16 protein-coding genes (1 of these 16 only partly in view) are annotated in these 19,530 nt (G+C 71.2%); 6 read left to right on the top strand and 10 right to left on the bottom strand.

All coding sequences use genetic code 11. The features are described from left to right. A protein-coding gene (locus tag DAETH_RS01035; RefSeq protein WP_264776107.1) for a HesB/IscA family protein crosses the window boundary here: on the bottom strand, positions 1-389 show its 5' portion. Its footprint begins 34 nt before the window's first position; 389 of the gene's 423 nt are visible here — the first part of the coding sequence; its start codon is at positions 387-389; its stop codon lies beyond the left edge, outside the window. Between the two features lie 139 nt (positions 390-528). On the opposite strand from DAETH_RS01035, the gene DAETH_RS01030 reads away from it, so the two are divergent. Both DAETH_RS01030 and DAETH_RS01025 read left to right on the top strand, forming a co-directional pair. Next, positions 529-777 carry a DdrH gene (locus DAETH_RS01030; protein ID WP_264776106.1) on the top strand — a complete coding sequence of 83 codons (249 nt, stop codon included), beginning with the start codon at positions 529-531 and terminating at the stop codon, positions 775-777. Positions 778-869: 92 nt separating this feature from the next. Then, positions 870-1,805 carry a type I phosphomannose isomerase catalytic subunit gene (locus DAETH_RS01025; protein WP_264776105.1) on the top strand — a complete coding sequence of 312 codons (936 nt, stop codon included), beginning with the start codon at positions 870-872 and terminating at the stop codon, positions 1,803-1,805. A 56-nt stretch (positions 1,806-1,861) separates the two neighbouring features. Here the strand turns inward: DAETH_RS01025 and DAETH_RS01020 are convergent, their stop codons facing one another. The 3 genes from DAETH_RS01020 to DAETH_RS01010 all read right to left on the bottom strand — a co-directional run bounded on the left by DAETH_RS01020 (position 1,862) and on the right by DAETH_RS01010 (position 5,037). Then, positions 1,862-3,187 carry a S41 family peptidase gene (locus tag DAETH_RS01020; RefSeq protein ID WP_264776104.1) on the bottom strand — a complete coding sequence of 442 codons (1,326 nt, stop codon included), beginning with the start codon at positions 3,185-3,187 and terminating at the stop codon, positions 1,862-1,864. Between the two features lie 223 nt (positions 3,188-3,410). Then, positions 3,411-4,496, bottom strand: coding sequence for a M20/M25/M40 family metallo-hydrolase (locus DAETH_RS01015; protein WP_264776103.1), 1,086 nt, complete (start codon positions 4,494-4,496; stop codon positions 3,411-3,413). Between the two features lie 115 nt (positions 4,497-4,611). After that, positions 4,612-5,037, bottom strand: coding sequence for a hypothetical protein (locus tag DAETH_RS01010; protein ID WP_264776102.1), 426 nt, complete (start codon positions 5,035-5,037; stop codon positions 4,612-4,614). Between the two features lie 160 nt (positions 5,038-5,197). Here DAETH_RS01010 and DAETH_RS01005 point away from each other — a divergent pair, with 160 nt between their 5' ends. Continuing rightward, positions 5,198-6,613 (top strand): DR2241 family protein, encoded by a 1,416-nt coding sequence (locus DAETH_RS01005; protein WP_264776101.1) that lies wholly within the window; start codon positions 5,198-5,200, stop codon positions 6,611-6,613. Between the two features lie 79 nt (positions 6,614-6,692). Continuing rightward, complete coding sequence (locus DAETH_RS01000; RefSeq protein WP_264776100.1) at positions 6,693-7,499, top strand: VC0807 family protein; 807 nt, start codon at positions 6,693-6,695, stop codon at positions 7,497-7,499. Positions 7,500-7,585: 86 nt separating this feature from the next. Here the strand turns inward: DAETH_RS01000 and DAETH_RS00995 are convergent, their stop codons facing one another. Continuing rightward, positions 7,586-8,320 (bottom strand): metallophosphoesterase family protein, encoded by a 735-nt coding sequence (locus tag DAETH_RS00995; RefSeq protein ID WP_264776099.1) that lies wholly within the window; start codon positions 8,318-8,320, stop codon positions 7,586-7,588. 136 nt (positions 8,321-8,456) lie between these two features. Then, a complete protein-coding gene (priA, locus tag DAETH_RS00990) occupies positions 8,457-10,970 on the bottom strand; it encodes a replication restart helicase PriA (protein ID WP_264776098.1) in 2,514 nt (837 codons plus the stop codon). A gap of 95 nt (positions 10,971-11,065) precedes the next feature. On the opposite strand from priA, the gene DAETH_RS00985 reads away from it, so the two are divergent. Beyond that, positions 11,066-11,944, top strand: coding sequence for an EamA family transporter (locus tag DAETH_RS00985; RefSeq protein ID WP_264776097.1), 879 nt, complete (start codon positions 11,066-11,068; stop codon positions 11,942-11,944). Between the two features lie 45 nt (positions 11,945-11,989). Continuing rightward, positions 11,990-14,368 (top strand): penicillin acylase family protein, encoded by a 2,379-nt coding sequence (locus tag DAETH_RS00980; RefSeq protein ID WP_264776096.1) that lies wholly within the window; start codon positions 11,990-11,992, stop codon positions 14,366-14,368. Positions 14,369-14,380: 12 nt separating this feature from the next. Here DAETH_RS00980 and DAETH_RS00975 read toward each other — a convergent pair whose 3' ends face one another. The 4 genes from DAETH_RS00975 to DAETH_RS00960 all read right to left on the bottom strand — a co-directional run bounded on the left by DAETH_RS00975 (position 14,381) and on the right by DAETH_RS00960 (position 19,484). Beyond that, positions 14,381-14,806, bottom strand: coding sequence for a secondary thiamine-phosphate synthase enzyme YjbQ (locus DAETH_RS00975; protein WP_264776095.1), 426 nt, complete (start codon positions 14,804-14,806; stop codon positions 14,381-14,383). Positions 14,807-14,829: 23 nt separating this feature from the next. Next, the gene (locus DAETH_RS00970) at positions 14,830-15,447 is read right to left on the bottom strand and encodes a histidine phosphatase family protein (protein WP_319993725.1); all 618 of its coding nucleotides are present in this window, start codon (positions 15,445-15,447) and stop codon (positions 14,830-14,832) included. 45 nt (positions 15,448-15,492) lie between these two features. Next, a complete protein-coding gene (locus DAETH_RS00965; protein WP_264776093.1) occupies positions 15,493-16,740 on the bottom strand; it encodes a type IV pilus twitching motility protein PilT in 1,248 nt (415 codons plus the stop codon). A 71-nt stretch (positions 16,741-16,811) separates the two neighbouring features. Beyond that, positions 16,812-19,484 carry a type II/IV secretion system protein gene (locus tag DAETH_RS00960; protein ID WP_264776092.1) on the bottom strand — a complete coding sequence of 891 codons (2,673 nt, stop codon included), beginning with the start codon at positions 19,482-19,484 and terminating at the stop codon, positions 16,812-16,814. Between the last annotated feature and the right edge of the window lie 46 nt (positions 19,485-19,530).

Raw genomic sequence — 19,530 nt, 5'->3', positions numbered from 1 at the left:
TCGGGGGACTGAGCGCCGTCGGTGCGGAAGGAGTGGCCGCAGCCGCAGGAACTCGTGGCGTTGGGGTTATGGACGGTGAAGCCGCCGCCCATCATATTCTCCACGAAGTCGACCTCGCTGCCCTCGAGCAGGGGCAGGCTCATGCGGTCCACCACGAGCTTCACGCCACGGTCGACGATGATGGTGTCGCCCTCAAGTTCGCGGTCATCGATGGCCATACCATACTGGTAGCCGCTGCAACCGCCGCTCTTGATGAACACGCGGACTCCGGCACTCTCCTTGCCGCTCTGGGCGAGGATCGCCAGCGCCTTCTGGGCGCCGAATTCACTGATGCGGATGGGCAAGACGGGCGCGCCGTCTTGGAGGTCGGGGTTGAGGATCGCCGTCATGCGTGAAGCGTAACACCATTGGGAAAAGAAAAAAGTGCCCGGAAGGCAAACTCCGCCGCTTGCATAGCCAGCACCCCCTCCTCGGTCCATGAAGGTTATCACTTACATTCCTTGAGCGTGTTCGTATTAAGATTGGGGCATGACCAACCCCTACACCGAGTGGTTCGAGCAGCTCCGGGCGGAGTACGGGGAGCAGCTCGCGGCCATGCCGCTCCCCGAGGGCCTGCCCGAGCACCTGCGGGCGCTGATCCATCAGGGCGACGAGGAAGCCATCCAATTCATGATCAAGCTCGCCTGGCAGTTCGGCGCCCAGGTCGGCTACGCGGCGGGCACCAAGCACGAGGAGGCCCGCACCGTGGTGAGCCGTCCCAGCCGCGTGCAGGCCTGAGCTTTCCCCCACTCCAATCCCGTTCTGCCCCCCGTGGGGGTGGGCGGGGTTTTTGTGTGGGTGAAGGAGTGCCCTCTGGCATGATGGGGAGCATGACCTCCCCCTTTGCCGCGCCTCTCGTGCTCCAGGCCCAACTCTCGGAACGTGTGTGGGGCGGCAGGCGGCTGGCCCCGGAGGCCCGGGCGCCCGTGGGCGAGGCGTGGGTGGTGTACGAGGGCAACGTGGTGGAGGGAGGAGCGCACGCCGGGCGGAGCCTCGGGGAGCTGAGCGCCGCCCACCCGGCCGAGGTCCTCGGGAGCCGTGCGCGGGGCGACCGCTTCCCGCTGCTGATCAAGCTGCTCGACTGCGACGAGTGGCTGAGCGTGCAGGTCCACCCCGACGACGAGCAGGCGCGCGAGCTGGCGGGCGAGGGCCAGCTCGGCAAGACGGAGGCGTGGCACATCCTGGACGCGGAGCCGGGGGCCGAGCTCATCGCAGGGGTGCGGCCAGACACCGGGGCCGAGGAGTTGCGGGCCGCGATCCTGGGGGGGCGGGTGATAGACCACGCTCAGCGCCAAACCGTCTCGGCGGGCGACACGGTCCTGATGCCCGCCGGAACGCTGCATGCGCTGGGGCCGGGTCTCTTTCTCTACGAGGTGCAGCAGACCTCGGACCTGACCTACCGCGTCTACGACTGGGAGCGCCCGGCGAGTGCGGGCCGCGCCCTGCACCTGCGCGAGAGCGCCCTCGTGACGACGAACGCGCAGGCCACCGTGGAGCACAGCGGCCCTCCCCGGCCCGGGGAGATCCAGGAGCTGACCCGCTGCGACTACTTCGTCCTCGAACGCCTGGCAGGGGGCGAGGCCGTGGCAGGGGACACGCGCGGTGAGAGCTTTCACGCTGTCACGGTGCTGTCCGGGGAGGTGCGGCTGACGTGGGAGGGCGGCGACGTGACGCTCGGGACGCTCGACTCCGTGGTCATCCCCGCCGCCCTGGGGTCCTACCGGCTGGAGGGAGAGTTCGTGGCCCTGCGGTCCCGGCTGCCCTAGATCAGACGACACTCCCCAGGTCATGCCCTCGACCTGGGCAGCTCGCCGCGCCCGACTCAGGGACGCGAGCGGTCCTGATCCTGGCTGATCGTCGGCGCGGTGGCGAGGGACTGGAGGCCGAGGTCAAGCAGGGTGTCCTGGCCGCGCGTGAGGAGGCGGATGTCGTTCTCGCTCTCGTCGTGGGCGACGTTGGGAGTCACGCGGACGGGGTACGGGGTGCCGTCGGGCTTGGCGTAGTTGAGGATGGTGAGTTGCAGGGCGGCGTCCTCACCGACCGGGAAGATGCGGGTGGCCGTGTTGCCCACGCCCGCCGTGGCCGCGCCGATCACGGGGCCGCGCCCGGCGTACTGGATTTCGAAGGCGAAGAACTCGCTGCACGAGGCGCTGCCCCGGTCGACCAGCACGGCGAGCGGCCCCGTCCAGAGCTGCGGGTTACGCACTCCGCCCAGGCTGCGGCCGTCCTCGAAGCGCGTTCCCCGGCTGACGCGGGTGGAGTCGTTGCCCTCGGCCCCACGCGCGACGCGGGTGAAAGCGGGCACGAAGGCGCTCACCGAACTGTCGCACTCCGCGAGGCTGCCCCCGGTGTTGCCGCGCAGGTCCACGACCAACCCCTGGGCGCCCCGCCCGCGCGCCTCGGCCACGAGGTCGTGCACCCGCTGGGCGATGCCGCCGCCCGCCAGGAACGTGGGAATCCGCAGGACGGCGACGTTCTGGGCCGCCCCCGCGAAGCTCAGCCGGGGCAGGTCGCGGGTGGAGCTGTCGCGGGAAGTCAGCGTGACGGAAAGGGGTTGCCCCGCGCGCTCCAGCCCGAGGGCCACCGTGCGGGCCGCGACTCGCGCGTCGCGCAGCCCCGCGAAGGTGTACGGTTGCCCGTCTATGGTGAGGAGCACGTCCCCGCGCGTCAGGCCCGCCTCCTCGGCGGCGCTCTGGGGCACGACCTCCAACACCACCCGGTTCTCGCCGTCGAGGGGCGCGAGCTTCACCCCGAACTGGCGGCGGTTGCCACCCGTGGCGCTCGCCACGAAATCCTGGAAGTCCTCGGGAGTCTGGAAGAAGCTGTGCTCGTCGCCGAGGGCGGTAAGTTCGGCCTCGATGACCGGGTAGGCCTTCTCGGCCGGGCAGGTCGTGGGCGTGGGAGCACAGACCGCGTTCAGCCGCGTCTGGTACTCGCGTCCGAGGGCCACTCGGTCCACGGTGGAGAGCCCGCCGTACTCCTGTTGCAGGAGCAGGTTGACCTGATCGAAGGTCGCCTGGGCGGGCGAGACGGGGGCCGCACCCTGGGCTCCCGCCGCCGGGCCCAGCGGTCCGGTCGTGAGCAGGGTCGCGGCAGCGAGAAACACGGACAGGTGGGAGGCCGCACGGCGGCGGGAGAGGAGGGTCATGACCCTTCTCATTCTGCTCTGAACAGATGGGAAGTTGGTGGGGCGAAAAAGCCGTGGAGGTCACAAAAAAGCGGTCGGCCATCAGCTTTCAGCCGTCAGCGCGTGGCCTTCCCCCGCCCTGGGTCGAGGGCTGGAAGGGTCAGGTGGACCAGGGCGTATTTGCCTTGAGTCTCTGGCACTGGCTCCTCATGTCTGAAGGCTGACGGCTGATCGCCGATCCCTCCTACGCCACCGGGCGGCGCTGGTACAGCTCCACGATGCGGCGCAGGAAGCGCAGGCCGGGGGCGAGGCTGCTCGCCTGGACCCACTCGTCCTCGCGGTGGGCGTTGCCGCCCCGGTAGACGCCGACCGCGATGGCGGGGAGGGCGTGGGGCACGGCGGCGTTGGCGTCGGTGCTGCTCGACGCGAGGCGCAGGTCGGTGTGGTGCTCCGAAGCGGCGTCCCGGGCGAGGTCGAGCAGGGGCTCGGCCCCCAGGTCGCCGCCGGGGCGGTCACCCACCCGCTCCAGGTGGACGTTGACCCCGACCTCACGAGCGGCGGAGTGGATGGCCGCCTGCGCCCGCGCGTCGAGGTCGGCGAGCACCTGCGGGTCGAGCGAGCGCAGATCGAGGAGGAGTTCGGCACTCCCGGCGATGGAATTCACGCTCGTGCCCCCCGAGGCGAGCCCCACGTTGAGGGTGGTGCGTGGGGAGAGGGGGCGGCGCAGCGCGTACAGGGCGCTGATCGCCACCCCGAGCGCGTGCAGGGCACTCGGCGCCTGATCGCCCCAGGAGTGCCCACCCGGCCCCAGGAAGACGGCCCGGTAGCGCCGCACCCCGACGGCCCGGGTGACTGCCACGCCGAGGTACCCGTCCACGGCGATGAAGGCTCCCAGTTCCGGGCGGTATCGGGCGAGGAGGTGCTTGGCCCCGCGCAGGTCGCCCAGGCCCTCCTCGCCCACGTTGGCGGCGACCCAGAGGGGGCGGCGCAGGGTGCCCTCCTGCCCGCGCAGGTCCTCCAGCAGGGCAGTCACGACGGCGAGGCTGGCGCTGTTGTCGCCGACGCCGGGGCCGATCAGGCGACCGCGCTCCTCGCGCACGGTGACGTCAGTGCCCCGGGCGAACACCGTATCGAGGTGGGCGGCAAGGAGGAGGGCGGGGCGGCCCTCGGTGCCCGGGGGGGTCAGGCGGGTGAGGACGTTGCCCACCTCGTCGCGCTCGGTGCGGTAGCCGAGGTCGCCCCACAGGTGCATCATCAGCGCGGCGCGCGCCTCCTCCTCGAAGGTCGGGGCGGGCGTCTGCGCGATGCGCGTGAGGTACGAGAGGGGCATCGCGGGCGATTGTAGCGGCTGAGTTAAGCCCGCAATCGCAACCCCTCGCCCCATCGCCCCGGGGGCAAGGATGGCGAAACCCCCGGCCGCGCGAGCCGGGGGCAAGGGGGAAGGATCAGCGCCGGAGCAGGCGGCTGCCGATCATCCCGGCCAAGCCGACCAGTCCGGCCTTGACGAGCGGGTTGCCGAGCGCCCCGCCCTGCCCGAAGGCGGCTTCCAGCGGGCTGCGGCCGTCTTGCATCGGAGCCTGCGCCGTGCGGGTGTAGGCGTCGGCGAGGTCATTCGGGTCGTCGTAACGGACGTTCTGCACCGGGCTGTAGGGGCTTTGCACCATGGCGTCCCCCATCTGCTGGCGCTGATCGGGAGGGAGCTGCTGGAAGTACTCCTGCATGAGCTGTTGCCGCTCCTGGGGCGAGGCGTTCTGCATGTACTCCTGAATGTAGGCGGCGGCCTCCTGGGGGCTCACCATCCCGTCCATGTTGGTGTCGCGGGGGTCGAGGCGGGCCATCTGCTCGTGGCGGTCACGTTGGTCGAAAAACATGGGGAAACCTCCTGGGGAGTGAAGTGACGTGCGGACGCCTCCCAACCTACGCATCTCTCCCATAACGGGTGTGAGGGCACACTTCAGGGCGATTCATGGGGGCGGGCGAGAGGGTGAGGCGGGACAATCGCGCGCCTGACATGACGTTAGATTGCGCCGTATGCGTTCTCTCGTCTTGGTCGGTCACGGCTCACACCTCAACGGCGAGTCGGCGGGCGCGGTGTACCGCTACGCGGAGCTGCTGCGCGGGCGGGGCCTCTTCGACGAGGTCGTGGAGGGCTACTGGAAGGAAGAACCGTCCCTGCGCCAGGTCCTCAAGACCACCGCCAGCACCGACGTGACGGTGATCCCCATGTTCATCTCCGAGGGCTACTTCACCGAGACGGTGATCCCGCGCGAACTCGGCCTGGGTCACCAGGGCCCGGTGCCGCCGGGGGGTGTGGCGCGGGTCCTGGGCGGGCGGACGGTACGATACACCCTGCCCTACGGCGTTCACCCGGGCATGAGCGACGTGATCCTGGAGCGGGCGCGCGAGGTCCTGCCTGACCTGAACGCGCAAGACACCGCCCTGGTCGTGCTCGGGCACGGCACCACCCGCAACGAGAACTCCAACCGGGTGATCTACGGCAACGCAGACCGCCTGCGGGAGAGCGGCCTCTTCGCCGAGGTCCACGCGCTCTTCCTCGACGAGGAGCCCAAGGTGGGAGGCTGGCCCGAGCGGGTCCGCGCCCCCCGGGTGGTCGTCGTGCCCTTCTTCGCCTCGGAGGGGTGGCACACCCTGGAGACAATTCCCGAGGACATGGGCCTGACGGGCGAGGTGACCGAGTTCCCCGAGAACCCGCACGGGCCGCAGACGGTGTACTACGCGAGGCCGGTGGGCACCCATCCTTCGGTCGCCGACGTGGTGCTGCATCTCGCCGAGGAGGCGCGCGGGGCATCGGAGCGGGGCGGGGACGAGGAGCGGGGGCACGCCCAGGCCTGGGCCGCCTTCCTCGACCTGGCCCGCCGGGGCACCCGGGTCGGGGAGGCGGTGGTCACCCCGCACGCGGGCATGTTCGAGCTGAGGCACGCCCTCGACGAGGGGCGCCCCACCGACGACCTCACCACCGTCGTCACCCCCGAGGGCCTGCGTGACCTGGCCCGGCGGGACGAGGGCGGGCACCACCGCCCAGTCCACACCCTGCGCAACCTGCCGCGCGGCTGGCGGGCGGTGCTCTCGGAGGCGGACCTCCCGCGCGGCGTCCACTACCTCTATCCCGCCGTGGTGGAGGAGGGCTACGCGCAGCACTGCCACACCCTGCGGGCGACCCCCTGGCCCACGACCGCCCGCCGCCAGACCGGCATCTACACCAAGGTCACCCGTGCCACCCCCGAGCAGGTCGAGGACGTGGCGAAGGATGTGTGCAGCGGCTGCCTCAAGACCCGGCTGTGGGCCGGGGAGAAGTTGACCCGCACCTTCTTCTCGGGCGTGCCGGGCGCCATCCCCTGCGCCGAGGCCTGCACCTACTTCATCGCCGAGGTGCGCGAGGAGGTCAGCGGGAAGCGCGGGCAGGCGAGCCCGGGGCACGACGACTGAGGCGGGCGGGGGAGGCCTCGCCCATCTTTCCTACTCCACCCCCCAGGAACGCACATCCGCCCATGAGAGACTGTCGGTCATGACCGCCCCGCGCTCCCCCCGCCCCGTCGCCCCCGCCAAGAAGCCTGGGGCGGGCGTCCCGAAGACTGTCTGGGACCTCGTCTTCACCCTGATCATCCCCATCCTGATCCTGAGCCCGAACATCCTGGGCAGCGGCATCAGCATCGCGGAGAACGTGTTCGGGGGCGGCACGGCGGGGAATATCCGGGCGTACCTGCTCGCGGCGCTGATCCCCGTCGTCTACGTCCTCGTGGACCTCTTCGTGAACCGCAACGTCAGCCCGGTGGCCTTGATCGGCGGGGCGGGGGCAATTTTTAGCGGGGCGCTCGCCTTCTGGTACGTGGACGGCTTCTGGTACGCCATCAAGGACAGCGCCCGCTCGTACCTGACGGGCCTGCTCTTCCTGATCAGCGCGGCGACGAGCGTGCCCCTCTTCCGCGTCTTCCTCGACGCCGCCAGCATCGGCGAGAAGCCGGGGGACCGGGCGGCCACCCAGCAGGCGATGCGCGACCCGCAGGTTCACCGGGCGCTCGCCCTGGGCACGGTCGCCTTCGCGGTCGTGGACCTGATCGGCGGCGTGGTGAACAGCGTCGTGAACTACGGGCGGGTCACGGCCAAGTTCGGCACCGACGCCTTCAACGCTCAGGTCGCCGAGGTGAACGCGATCATGCGTGTGCCCGCCCTCGCCATCAGCCTCGTCGGTGTGGCCGTGGCCCTCTGGCTCGTGCAGAGCGCAGTGCGGCGGCGCTACGGGGCGGGCGCCAGCCTCTTCGAGCCTGCCAAGCTGGCCGAGCGGATGCGGGAGCGGGGGGAGCTGACGGCGTGAACCTTAAAAAATAAAAAAAGATAAAAAGGCCCCGCTACGTGCGGGGTTTTCTCTTGCCACGACCCACGGTTTACTCCCCATGTTCCCTACTCCCCCGTCCGCGCCCGCCGCTTCTGGTACGCCCCCGTCAGCAGCTCCGCAATGTACTCGCGGGTGAAGGGCATCCCGCTCGCCTCAGCGACGGTGATTTCGGCGGCGCGGTCGTAGGTCAGCCGCACGAAGGAGGCGGTGTGGGCGGGGCCCTGCGGGTCGAATTCGAGGATCAGATAGCTCGGCAGGGTGCTGTCGAGGGGGTTGCCGACCGAGCCCGTGTTGATCAGGGGGCGGCCCTCCACGTCGAGCATCAGGGTCTCGTGAACGTCGGCGTAGACGAGGGCGTCGGCGTGCTGGTAGAGGGCGAACTGGGGGTTGGGGGCGAAGGCGTCGAGCTGCTCGGCGAGGCTGGAGTGGGGGTACAGGCGGTGGAAGAGGCCCTTGCTGCTCGCGTGGACAAACCGCCACCACGCGCCGCCGAACTGCTCCTCGATGCCGTAGGGCAGCCCCGCGAGGTAGGCCAGTTGCCCCGGCGTGAGCTGGCTGCGCGGCCAGAGGTCCTGCGGGCGGTGGGTGGCCCCGGCGACGCGGGCGTCCCAGTTGCCCTGGATGACCCGGGTGGCGTACGTCTGCGTCCACTCGACCACCTCGCGCGGGCGCGGCCCCTTGCCCACGAGGTCGCCGAGCACCCAGATTTCGCTGATCCCGCGCCTCTGCACGTCCGCGTGAACCGCCAGCGTCGCCTCCAGATTGGCGTGCAGGTCGGCGAGGACGGCGAGGCGGATCATGGGGGGCAGTTTAGCCCAGGGGCTCAGGTGAACCGAGCAGGCTGAAAGAAGGGATTAGGGGTGAGAAATGAGGGATGAGAAGGGGACCCGGCTCAGGCATCTGCCGGGGAGTCTCCCCCTGATCCCCAACTCCCCCCTACAGCCCCCCGCGCGGATTCACGTCCACCCGCACCCGCGCCTTCCACGAGCGGTCGAGGGTGGCGAGGAGCTGGGAGAGCCGGGCGTCGTCGCGGGCCCGCAGCAGGAGGTGGTAGGGGTACACGCCGCGCAACCGGGCGACCGGGCTGGGCGCGGGGCCCAGGACCTCGTGCGCGTGCGCCCCGGCCCCGTGCAGGGCGTCGAACACCTCCTGGGCGGCCACCTTTGCCCGCACGGGATCGCGGGCGGCGACCTCGACCTGGGCGAGGCGGGCGTGGGGCGGATACCCCAGGGCGGCGCGCACCCGTTCCTCGGCGGCGGGGTAGGCCAGGGCGTCGCGGCCCTCGACGAGGACCTTCAGCGCCGGGTGGTCGGCCTGGAAGGTCTGCACGACGAGCAGGGGGGCGCGTTCGGGGTGCCACTCCGCGAGCTGGCGCAGCAGACGGTGGTACCGCTCGGAGGCGCGGAAGTCGGAGAGGTTGAGCCAGGTGTCGGCCAGGGTCACGCCGATCAATGCCAGGTTGGGCGGCGCGTCCTGCGAGAGGAGGAGCTGGGTGCCGACGACCACACCGCTCTCCCCCGCGTGGAGGGGCGCGAGGTCGTCCTGACGGTCGCGGTCGTAGCGGTAGACGGGGAGGCCGGGGGCGAGCTTCTCGACCGTCTGGGCAATCCACTCGGTGCCGGGGCCGCGCGCCTTCCACATCTGCTCGCCGCACACGTCGCAGCGGTCGGGAACGGACTCACGGTAGCCGCATTGGTGGCAGGTGAGCTGCCGGGTCTCCTGGTGGAAGCGCAGCGCCACGTCGCAGTTGCGGCACTGGGGCGTGTGCTCGCAGGTCGGGCAGCGCAGCAGGGCCGAGTACCCCCGCCGGGGGGCGAGCAGCGCCGCCTGCCGCCCGCGTTCCTGCACCTGCCGCAGGAGGCGCGCGAGGTCGTGGCTGACCGGGTAGCCCAGGTCGCCGGGGGTGAGGTGGACACCGCTCAGCGGCCCGAGTTCGGGTTGCTCGGGCGGGTTGGCGTAGTCCACCACATGCACCCGGGCCCGGGGCGGAGGGAGCACCGCGCCGGGCAGGGGCACGCTCTCGGCGGCGGGGGCACTTCCCACCAGGGCAAGGGCGGCGTCGTGGGCCTGTGCCACCCGCGCGGCCACGTCGGGGATGAAGGCGTGCGAACCCGCTGCGAGCTTGTAGGCGTCGCTCGCCTCCTCCAGCACGACGATCAGGGCGGGGTCGGGGAGGGAGGCGGTCAGGGCGAGGTAGCTGCCAATCACCAGCCGCGCCTCCTCCGAGCGGATCAGGTTCCAGGCATGCTCGCGCTGCCCGTCGCTCAGCGCCCCGCTGATGGGCACGGCGCGGGTGCCCGCCGTTTCGGCGAGCCCGGACAGCCCCTCCCAGGCCCGGCGCAGGGTCGCGTGATCCGGGGCGAGGACGAGGACGCCGCGCCCCTGGGCGAGCAGGCGGGAGATGCGCGGGGCGAGGGTGCGGAAGCGGGACAGGGAACGACCGCCGTGCAACCGCCACGCCGCAGCCTCGGGCAGACGGTCGGGATCGTGGGTGAGCCAGGGCGCCCCCGGCTCGGGGAGAGGTGGGGGCGGGGCCGCCTCCTGCACGGCGTCCGCCCACCCCCGCGCGACGAGGCTCCCCGCCCCGGTCGGCGACAGGGGCACCCCGTCCGCCGTCGCCCCGTTCGCCCACGCGCTCAGGGACTCGACGGGACCGTGCTCGCTGAGCCACGTCCAGGCGGCGGGGGGGGCTGCCTCCACCTCAACGTGTTCCGCCCCGCCCGCGCTCACCACGCCGGACACCACCCCGGTGCCCACCCCCGCCCCCCTCGCCCAGGCGCTCAGCGTGGGCTGCGGTCCTTGCTCGGCAAGCCAGGCCCAGGCCTGCCGCCCCTTGGGGGTCAGGGTGCCGGGGGCCTCGGGATCGGCCTGGAGGACGGTCGTGGTCCTCGCGGCGGCGGGCACGGCGTCCAGGGGGCGGGCGCGGACCAGCCCCCGGGTGCGCGAGGTGGGCCGGAAGTCTTCCTCCAAGAGACCCTGCTCGCGGACCGCGTCGAGGAGGGCGGGGGAAAAGTCACGGGCGCTCGCCCACTCCCCCGTCGGGGCGCGACGACCGAAGGCGCTCAGGTCGGCGCCCGGCACCGCCCGAACGCGGTGGTCGTACCGGGCCGTCCAGCCCGCGCCCAGCAGGTCGCCCCACACCAGCCCAGCGGGGAGGCGGGCGTCCCGGGCCCAGGTACACACCGCCTCCACCGTGGCGGGGGGCACCCACGGTTCCTCCTCGTCGTCGAGGACGTGGACCGCCTCACGCAGGCGGTGGGCGCCGTGCGGGTCTCCCTCACCCACCACCAGGGCCACCGCGAGTTCCCCGCGCCAGGGCACGAGGACCCGGCAGCCCACGGGCACCGCTCCCCCCCGTCCGTGGGGAGGGACGTAGTCGAGCGCGGGCACAGGAAGGGGCACCACCACCCGCCAGGGCGCGGGAGGGGGAGAGGCGGGCGGCAGGGTCACACGTCGCATTGTGCCGCGTTCCCCCCCTGCCCGGAGTGAGCAACCCGGGTTGACACCCCACCCTCCCCCACCACCGCCACGCTAAGCTCGCCCGCGTGACGACCGTTCCCGCCCCCCGCACCGAAACCCACCGCACACGTTCCGGCCTGGGGCTGGCCCTCGTGTCGGCCCTGAGTTTCGGGACGCTGGGCATCTGGGGCAAGCTCGCCGGGGGGGTGGGTCTGGGCAGCTTCGACCTGCTCGCCTGGCGCTTCGGGCTGGTGGCCGCCGTGCTGCTCCCGCTGGCGGGGCGCGGGCTGACGTGGCGGGAACGTCAGCCGCTGTTAGGCGTCGGGCTGATTTACGCGGTGGCGACGACCCTCTACTTCACGGCGCTGGGGCGGATCACGGCAGGCACCACCTCCCTGCTGCTGTACCTCGCGCCCGCCTTCGTGATCCTCTTCGGGTGGCTCGCGGGGAGGCGGCCCGACGCGACCCGGCTGGGCGCGGTCGCCCTCGCCGCCCTCGGGCTGGGGCTGGTGGTCGGCGTGCCGGGGGCAGGGGACCGTGACCCCTTGGGACTCGCCCTAGCCGCCGGGTCGGGGGCCCTCTACGCCGCCTACCTGCTCGCCTCGGAACGGTGGCTGGCAGGCGTGCCGTCACTGGCCTCGACCGGGCACATGGCGCTCGTGGCGGGCGTGTACTTCGCGCTCCTCGCGGCGGGGGGCGGCACCCTGCACATTCCCGACACCCTCACCCAGTGGGGCGTGATCGTGGGCATGGCGGTTGTCGCCACCGTCGTCGCCGTACCTGCCCTGTACGGCGCGGTCGCGCGGCTGGGGGCGGCGCGGGCCAGCCTGGTCGGCACGCTGGAGCCGCTGTTCACGGTGCTGCTGGCAGGGCTGATCCTGGGTGAGGCGCTCCGCCCCGCCGTGCTGCTGGGCGGCAGCCTGATCCTGGCGGGCGCCGCGTTGGCCCAGCGGCGCGCGACGTAATTCCCCGAACGCCCTATCTTGGACTCACTTCAAAAGGGGGTTGGAATGGCGTTGAGGACTCGGCGGAGTTGGGCGGGTCGGCTGGGGCGGGGACTGCTGTGGGCCGTGCTGCTCCTGCTCGTGGCCGTGTTGGCGGTGATCTTGTGGCTGAAGGCGACCTCGACTCCGAGGGTGCAGGGGACGGTGACGCTGGCGGGGATCGAAGGTCCCGTGACCGTGACGCGCGACGGGTGGGGGGTGCCGCACATCCGGGCGGGGGCGCGCGACGAGGACGCGATGTTCGCCCTCGGCTTCGTCCACGCGCAGGACCGCGCCTGGCAGATGGACTTCCAGCGGCGGGTGGCGCAGGGGCGCCTCTCGGAGGTGCTGGGTGAGGCCGCCCTGCCGCAGGACCGCTTCCTGCGTACCTGGGGCTTCCAGCGCGCGGCGCAGAGCATCCTCCCCGCCCTGTCGGAGCGGTCGCGGCGCCTGATCCACGCCTACACGGTGGGCGTGAACGCGGGCCTCGCGCAGGGCAAACTCGCCCCCGAGTTCCGCATCCTGGGCTACACCCCCGAGCCCTGGACGGACGTGGACAGCGTCTCGTGGAGCAAGCTGATGGCCTACGACCTCGGCGGCAACTACGACGACGAGGTGCTGGGCACACACGTCCTGAAGAGGCTGGGCGCACGCGGCCTGAACGAGGTCCTACCCCCCTACCCGCAGGGCGCCCCCACCATCCTCAGCCGGGACGAACTCGGGCTGACCGGGCGGGCGACGCGGGCAGGAGGCCAGACCGCCGTCCTCCCCGCCGCGACCGTGCAGGCCCTCCGAACTCACCTCGCCGCCGCCCGCTCGCTCGGCCTGGAGCGGGTGCCCGGCAAGGGGAGCAACGACTGGGTGATCGGCGGCCAGCGCACCGCCAGCGGCAAGCCCATCCTCGCCGACGACCCGCACCTCGCCCTCACCAGCCCGATGCTGTGGTATCTGGCCGACGTGCGGGGGCCGACCCTGCACGCCATCGGGGCAACCATCCCCGGCCTTCCCGGGGTCGTGATTGGGCGCAACGACCGGATCGCCTGGGGTGTGACGAACGTGAACCCCGACGTGCAGGACCTCTACGTCGAGCCGGAGGGCGCGAAACTGACCGAGCGGGTCGAGGTCATCCGGGTCAAGGGCCGCCCCGACGTGCGGCTGACCGTCCGCCAGAGCGCGCACGGCCCCATCGTCAGCGACGTGGGCGCGGGGGAGGTGGGGCCCCGGGTGGCGCTGAAGTGGACGGCGCTGCAACCGGGCGACACCACCTTCGACGCCTTCTTCGGCCTCAACTACGCGCAGAACTGGCAGGACTTCGTGACCGCCCTGGAGCGGTACGTGGCCCCCAGTCAGAACTTCGTCTACGCCGACGTGGACGGCAACACCGGGTACTACGCGCCGGGCCGTGTCCCCATCCGCCGGGGCTGGGACGGCTCCCTCCCCGTCCCCGGCGACGGCACCCGCGAGTGGCAGGGCTTCATCCCCTTCGCGCGCCTGCCGCACACCTACAACCCTGCCGACGGGCTGGTCGTCACAGCGAACAACAAGGTGGTCCCGGGCGGTTACCCCTTCGCCCTCGGCAACATCCGCAACTGGTCCGAGCCCTACCGCGCCGAGCGCATCACCAGCCTGCTGACCGCGAAATCCACGGGCCTGACCGTGGACGACGTGAAGCGCGTGCAGCTCGACACGGTGAGCCTGGTATGGCGCGACCTGAAGCCCTTCCTGCTCGCCACCCGCCCGGGAGACGACCTCAGCCGCCAGGCCCTCACCCGGTTGCGGGGCTGGGACGGGAACGAGACGACCTCCAGCGTGGAGGCGGCCATCTTCGAGGCCTGGCTCGCGCAGCTTCAGGCGATGGGGCAGGACGAACTGGGGGGCGGGACGAGGATCAACAGCCTCGCCGTCCTCAATCAACTGCGGGCGGACGGTGACCTGTGCCACGACGAGAGCGAGGGGCGGCAGGACTGCGCGGGCGAACTCCAGGCCAGCCTGAAACGCACGGTGGGCGACCTCTCGGCCCGCCTCGGCCCCGACATGGGCGGCTGGACCTACGGCAGGCTGCACACCGTCGCCAGCGATCACCGCGCCTTCGGGGGCGTAAAGGTCCTCGCCTGGCTCTTCAACCACTCCACCCCCACGAGCGGCGGCACGAACACCGTCAACGTCGCCCGCCCCGACCCCGGGACGATGCGGCAAACGCACGGCCCGAGCTACCGTCAGATCATCGACCTGAGCGACATGAACCGCAGCGTGTACGTGGGCAGCCTGGGGCAGGGCGGCAACCCCCTCGGCAATCACGTCTCCGACCAGCAGGCGCTGTGGGCGTCGGGCGCTTACCTCCCCATGAGCACGGACGAGCGGGACTGGGGCAGGACGCGGACGCTCACCCTTCGGCCGGGAAGGTAGGGGGCGGTCAGATCAGCGTTCCTCCCCCTGAAGTGTGAGCACCAGCCGCCTTGATCCGCCCTCGTCCCGGTGCTCGCACAGGTAGATGCCCTGCCACGTCCCCAGCGCGAGCCGCCCCTCCCGCACGGGCAGGGTCAGACTGGGCCCGAGCAGGCTGGCCTTGATGTGGGCGGCCATGTCGTCCGGCCCCTCCAGCGTGTGCTCGAACCCCGGCCACCCGTCCGGCACGAGCCCGTTGAAATACCGCTCGAAGTCCCGCCGCACGTCGGGCGAGGCATTCTCGTTGAGGGCGAGGCTGGCCGACGTGTGCTGGATCAAGACGTGCAGGAGCCCCACCCGCACCCGCACGAGTTCGGGCACGGCGCTCAGCACCTCCCGGGTGATGAGGTGGAAGCCGCGCGGGAGGGGACGGAGGCACAGGTCGTGTTGGGCCCACATGGGGGCAGGGTAGTGCGTCGTGGTCAGCCGGGAGGAGGGAATGGGAAGGGCACGAAGGGTCCGCCCGCCACGCTCGCCGACAACTCCCCGCCCTGCACGCGGTAGATCACGTCCTGGGGATGGTGCAGGGACATGGCCTGCGCCGGGGTGAGTCCGAGGAGGTGCATCCGCAGGAGCTTCCCGATCATCTCGTGCGCCACGATCAGCACCGCGCCGGGCCCGTCCCCGTGAATACGCTTCAGCGCCCGGTCGGCACGGGGGGCGGCGGCCTCGTAACTTTCCCCGTCCGGAAAGACGGTGCGGTACTTGTCGCGTCGGCGGTCAGCCGCCCACTCGGGAAAGCGGGTCTGCCACTCGGGGCGCGTCAACCCGCTCACCTCCCCCGCGTCGAGTTCGGCGAGGTCGTCCAGCACGGTGAGCGGCACGTCGCGCCCCTCCAGAACGAGTTCGGCGGTGCGCCGCGCCCGACCCATCGGGCTGGTGTAGGCGCGGGCCAGGGGCAGCGGGGCGAGCGTGGCCCCGTGTGCCCGCGCCTGCGCCACGCCGAGCTCGGTCAGTGGAGAATCCAGCCGTCCCTGCGGGCGGCCCTCCACGTTCCACTCGGTCTGCCCGTGCCGCAGGAGGGAGAAGGTCAAACTCACGCCCGACATTCTCCGCGTGGTGGCCCGGGCGCCGGACGACCTTGTTCAGCCCCGCCCGTACGGCTTGCCCCCGCCCGTCCCGAAGCCCGCGTCGGCGACGGTGCGGCCCGTGGGCACGCCCGACAGGGTGGGGTTGGCGGCGGCGCGGCCCGCCCCCTGGGGCATGGCCCCGCCGCCCGCCGGGGGAGCGTACCCGGCGGCGGCCCCGGTACCCGCGCCCGGGTCGTTGGCGAGGCGGGCGAACTCCTTGGGGTCCACGGCGCGCTCGACGCCGACGTCGTAGGTGATCACGCGGCGGCGGTAGAGGTTCGCCAGGAAGGCGTCCATCGTGACCATGCCCTCGCGGGCGCCCGTCTGCATGGTCGAGACGATCTGGAAGGTCTTGCCCTCGCGGATCAGGGAGCGCACGGCGGGGTTGGCGATCAGGAGTTCGTAGGCGAGGATGCGGCCTGAGCCGTCCGCCTTGGGGAGGAGCTGCTGGGTCATCACCGCGACGAGGTTGCCCGCGAGCTGCACCCGGATCTGCTCCTGCTGCTCTTCCGGGAACACGTCCACGATGCGGTCGATGCTCTCGGGGGCCGAGTTGGTGTGCAGGGTGCCCATCACGAGGTGCCCGGTCTCGGCGGCGGTGACGGCGGCCTTGATCGTCTCGTAGTCGCGCATCTCGCCCACCAGGATCACGTCGGGCGCCTGACGAAGCGCGGCGCGCAGGGCGGCGTTGAAACTCATCGTGTCGGCCCCCACCTCGCGCTGGTTCACGATGCTCTGCTTGTGCGTGTGCATGAACTCGATGGGGTCCTCGATGGTTACGATGTGCGCCCGCTTCGTCTGGTTGATGTGGTCGATGATCGCGGCGAGCGTGGTGCTCTTGCCCGAGCCCGTCGGGCCGGTCACCAGCACCAGCCCGCGCGGCGCCAGCCCCAGTTCCACGATGCTCTGCGGCAGCCCCATCTCCTGTGCGGTCTTGATCTTCGTCGGGATCAGGCGCAGCACCCCGCCCACGTTCCCGCGCTGCATAAAGGCATTCACGCGGAAACGGGCCTTTTCACCCAGCGCGAAGGAGAAGTCAAGCTCGCGTTTCTCCTCGAAGGTGCGCTGCTGCTTCTCGTTCATCATCGAGTACATCAGCTTGCGCGTCTGGGTCGGGACGAGTTCGGAAAAGCCCTGCGGGTCGTACACCCCCTGGAGCTTGAACTGCGGCGGCAGCCCCACGGTGATGATCACGTCGGACGCGCCCTTCTCGGCGGCCACGCGCAGGATATCGGTGATGTCGGCGGGGGCGGGATTGGTCATGGGGGAACCTCGGTGAGTGGTGAGTGGTCAGTGGTCAGTGGGGGTCTTTGCTGGCGGATGGCGGCTGGCGACTAGTTGCTCGTCACCGCCAGCACTTCCTCCAGGGTGGTCAGCCCCTGCAAGGCCTTCTCGATGCCGTCTTGCCGGAGGGTCCGCATCTCGCTCTCGGCCAGGGCCACGTCGCGGATCTCGGCGGCGGTCCTCCCCGCCCCGATGGCGCGGCGCAGGGGATCGTCGATCACCATGAGTTCGTGGATGCCCATACGGCCCTTGTAGCCCGTGCCGCCGCAACGGGGGCAGCCCGAGCCGCGCACGAGGTTGCCGCCGCTGACCTGGGCCTCGGTCAGCCCCAGGCGGCGCAGGACGTTGGGGTCGGCGTTCGTGGACTGCTTGCACTCGCCGCACACCCTTCTGACGAGGCGCTGAGCGAGCACGCCCACCACGGCGGCGGCGATGTTGAAGTGCTCCACGCCCATCTCCTCCAACCTCGTGATCGCGCCGGGGGCGTCGTTCGTGTGCAGGGTCGCCAGCACGAGGTGGCCGGTCAGCGCGGCCTCGGTGGCGATCTTGGCGGTCTCCACGTCGCGGACCTCGCCCACGAAGATGATGTCGGGGTCCTGGCGCAGGAAGGCCCGCAGCGCCCGCGCGAAGGTCATCCCTGCCGCCACGTTGACCTGCGACTGCACGATGCCCGGAATCTCGTACTCGATGGGGTCCTCGATGGTCGTCGTGTTCTTCTCGGGGCGGGCGATGCGCTTGAGGGTCGAAAAGGAGGTGAAGGACTTGCCCGAGCCCGTCGGCCCGGTGATCAGGAAGATGCCGTTGGGCTTGTCCGTCACGTCCAGATACCGCTGGAAGTTGTGCTCGGAGAAGCCGAGCTGCTCGACCTCCGGGATGTTGCTCGCCTTTTGCAGCAGGCGCATCACGGCCTTCTCGCCGTACACGGTGGGCAGGGTCGAGAGGCGCAGGTCGATGTCGATGGAACCCTTCTTGAAGCGGATGCGGCCGTCCTGGGGCACCCGGCGCTCGGAGATGTCGAGGCTTCCCATGATCTTGATGCGGGCGAGGATGCTCTGGGCGCTTCCCCTGGGCAGCTCGTTCTGCTCGCGCAGCACGCCGTCGATGCGGTAGCGCACCCGCAGGGACGTCTCGGTGGGCTCGATGTGGATGTCGGAGGCCTCCATCAGGGCGGCCTCGCGGATCAGGTTGTCCACCACCCGGACGACGGCGTTGTCGTCGAGGGCGGAGACGTCCACGTCCTCCTGCTTCTTGGCCTCGCGGCTCTTGCTCTCGGCGGCGAGCCTCTTGCCCAGGTCGGCCATGTCCTGACTGCCGAAGTAGCGCTCGATCAGCCGGGTGATGTCTTTCTCCGCCATCACCGCCGGGACGATTTCGCGCCCCGTGATGAGCTTGAGGTCGTCCAGCGCGAAGACGTTGCGCGGGTCCTTCATGGCGATGACGAGCGATTCGCCCTGGAACCGCACGGGCACCACCAGGTAGCGCCGCGCCGTCGACTCCGGGATCATCAGCGCGACCTTGGCGTCGGGCGGATTCCGGGCGGGATCGAGGAACTCGTAGCCGAGCTGTGCGGCGAGCGAGCGGGCGAGCATCTCGGGGCTGAGCTTGCCCGACTGGACGAGGGTATCCTCCAGGCGGCCCCCGCCCGCGTTCTGCTTTTGCAACGCCCCCTCGATCTCGTCCGCCTTGGCGAAGCCCAGTTCGAGAATCACCTCGCCGAGCGGCTTGACCTTGCCGCCGCGCGCCTGAACCTGAAGGGCTTCGCGCAGTTGCGCCCGCGAGAGGGTCCCCTGCTGGACCATCTGCTCGCCCAGGCGGCCACGCTGCGGGTAGAAGCGCTCGATCAGGGCCTCCACGTCGCGCGGCTTGGCGAGGACGAGCTGCACCGGGCGCCCGAGCACCGCCGCGAGGTCGTCGCGCTTTCGGGGGTCGCTCGCCACGGCGACCACGCCCTGCGGGCCCTCGTCCACCGGCACGGCCTGGAGTCGCAGGGCGTCCGCGCGCAGCATCCCGCCCAGCACGTCCTCGGTGGGTTGGAAGTCGCGCGGGTTGCGCACGAAAGCGACCCCAGCCTGCTCGGCCAGAACCTCGTAGAGCTGGTCCTCGTTGAGGATTCCCTGGGTGACCAGGGTGTTGCCCAGCGGCTCGCCGGTCTGCTGCTGCACGTCGAGCGCGACCCCAAGCTGCGACTCGTTCAGGAGGCCCCGAGCGATCAGGCGCTGCCCGAGCCGCCCACCCCCCGCGCTGTCCCCCTGCGACTCGGCAGGCATGGGGGCCGAGAGGTCCAGCTCCGGGTAATGGGTGGCGATGGACCACAGGATCTGGTCGCGCAGCGCCTGGTACGGCTCGATCATCAGCCCGCTGTCGTCCTCCAGCGCCTCGATGGCCACGCTGGAGAGGGGGTCGGCCAGGGCCACCCGCAGCGTCTCGCCGTCCAGCGCGAAGGGGAAGGCCTGCACCGTCTGCGCCGTCTGGGCACTGATCGCCGCGACCGCCGCTGGCTCGGGCGTGATGACCAGCAGGTCCACCAGGGGAATGCCCAGCGCCTCCTCGATGGCCCGCGCGATGCGTTTCTCGCCCACCATCCCCGAGTCGATCAGGATGTCGCTGAGACGACCCCCCACCTCCGCGTGGCGCACGAGCGCCTTTTGCAGGTCGAGGTCGTTCACGTACCCCTGCTCCAGCAGGATTGCGCCGAGGCGCCGGTCACCTATCGAGAGTGCCACTGTCAGTCCTCCGTGTTCAGGCGTTGGGAGTTCCGGCCTGGGGAGG

The organism is Deinococcus aetherius, assembly GCF_025997855.1.
GTDB classification, from domain to species: Bacteria; Deinococcota; Deinococci; order Deinococcales; family Deinococcaceae; genus Deinococcus; species Deinococcus aetherius.
Note: the sequence above shows the minus strand (reverse complement) of the source record. Positions and strands in the feature narration are given on the sequence as shown.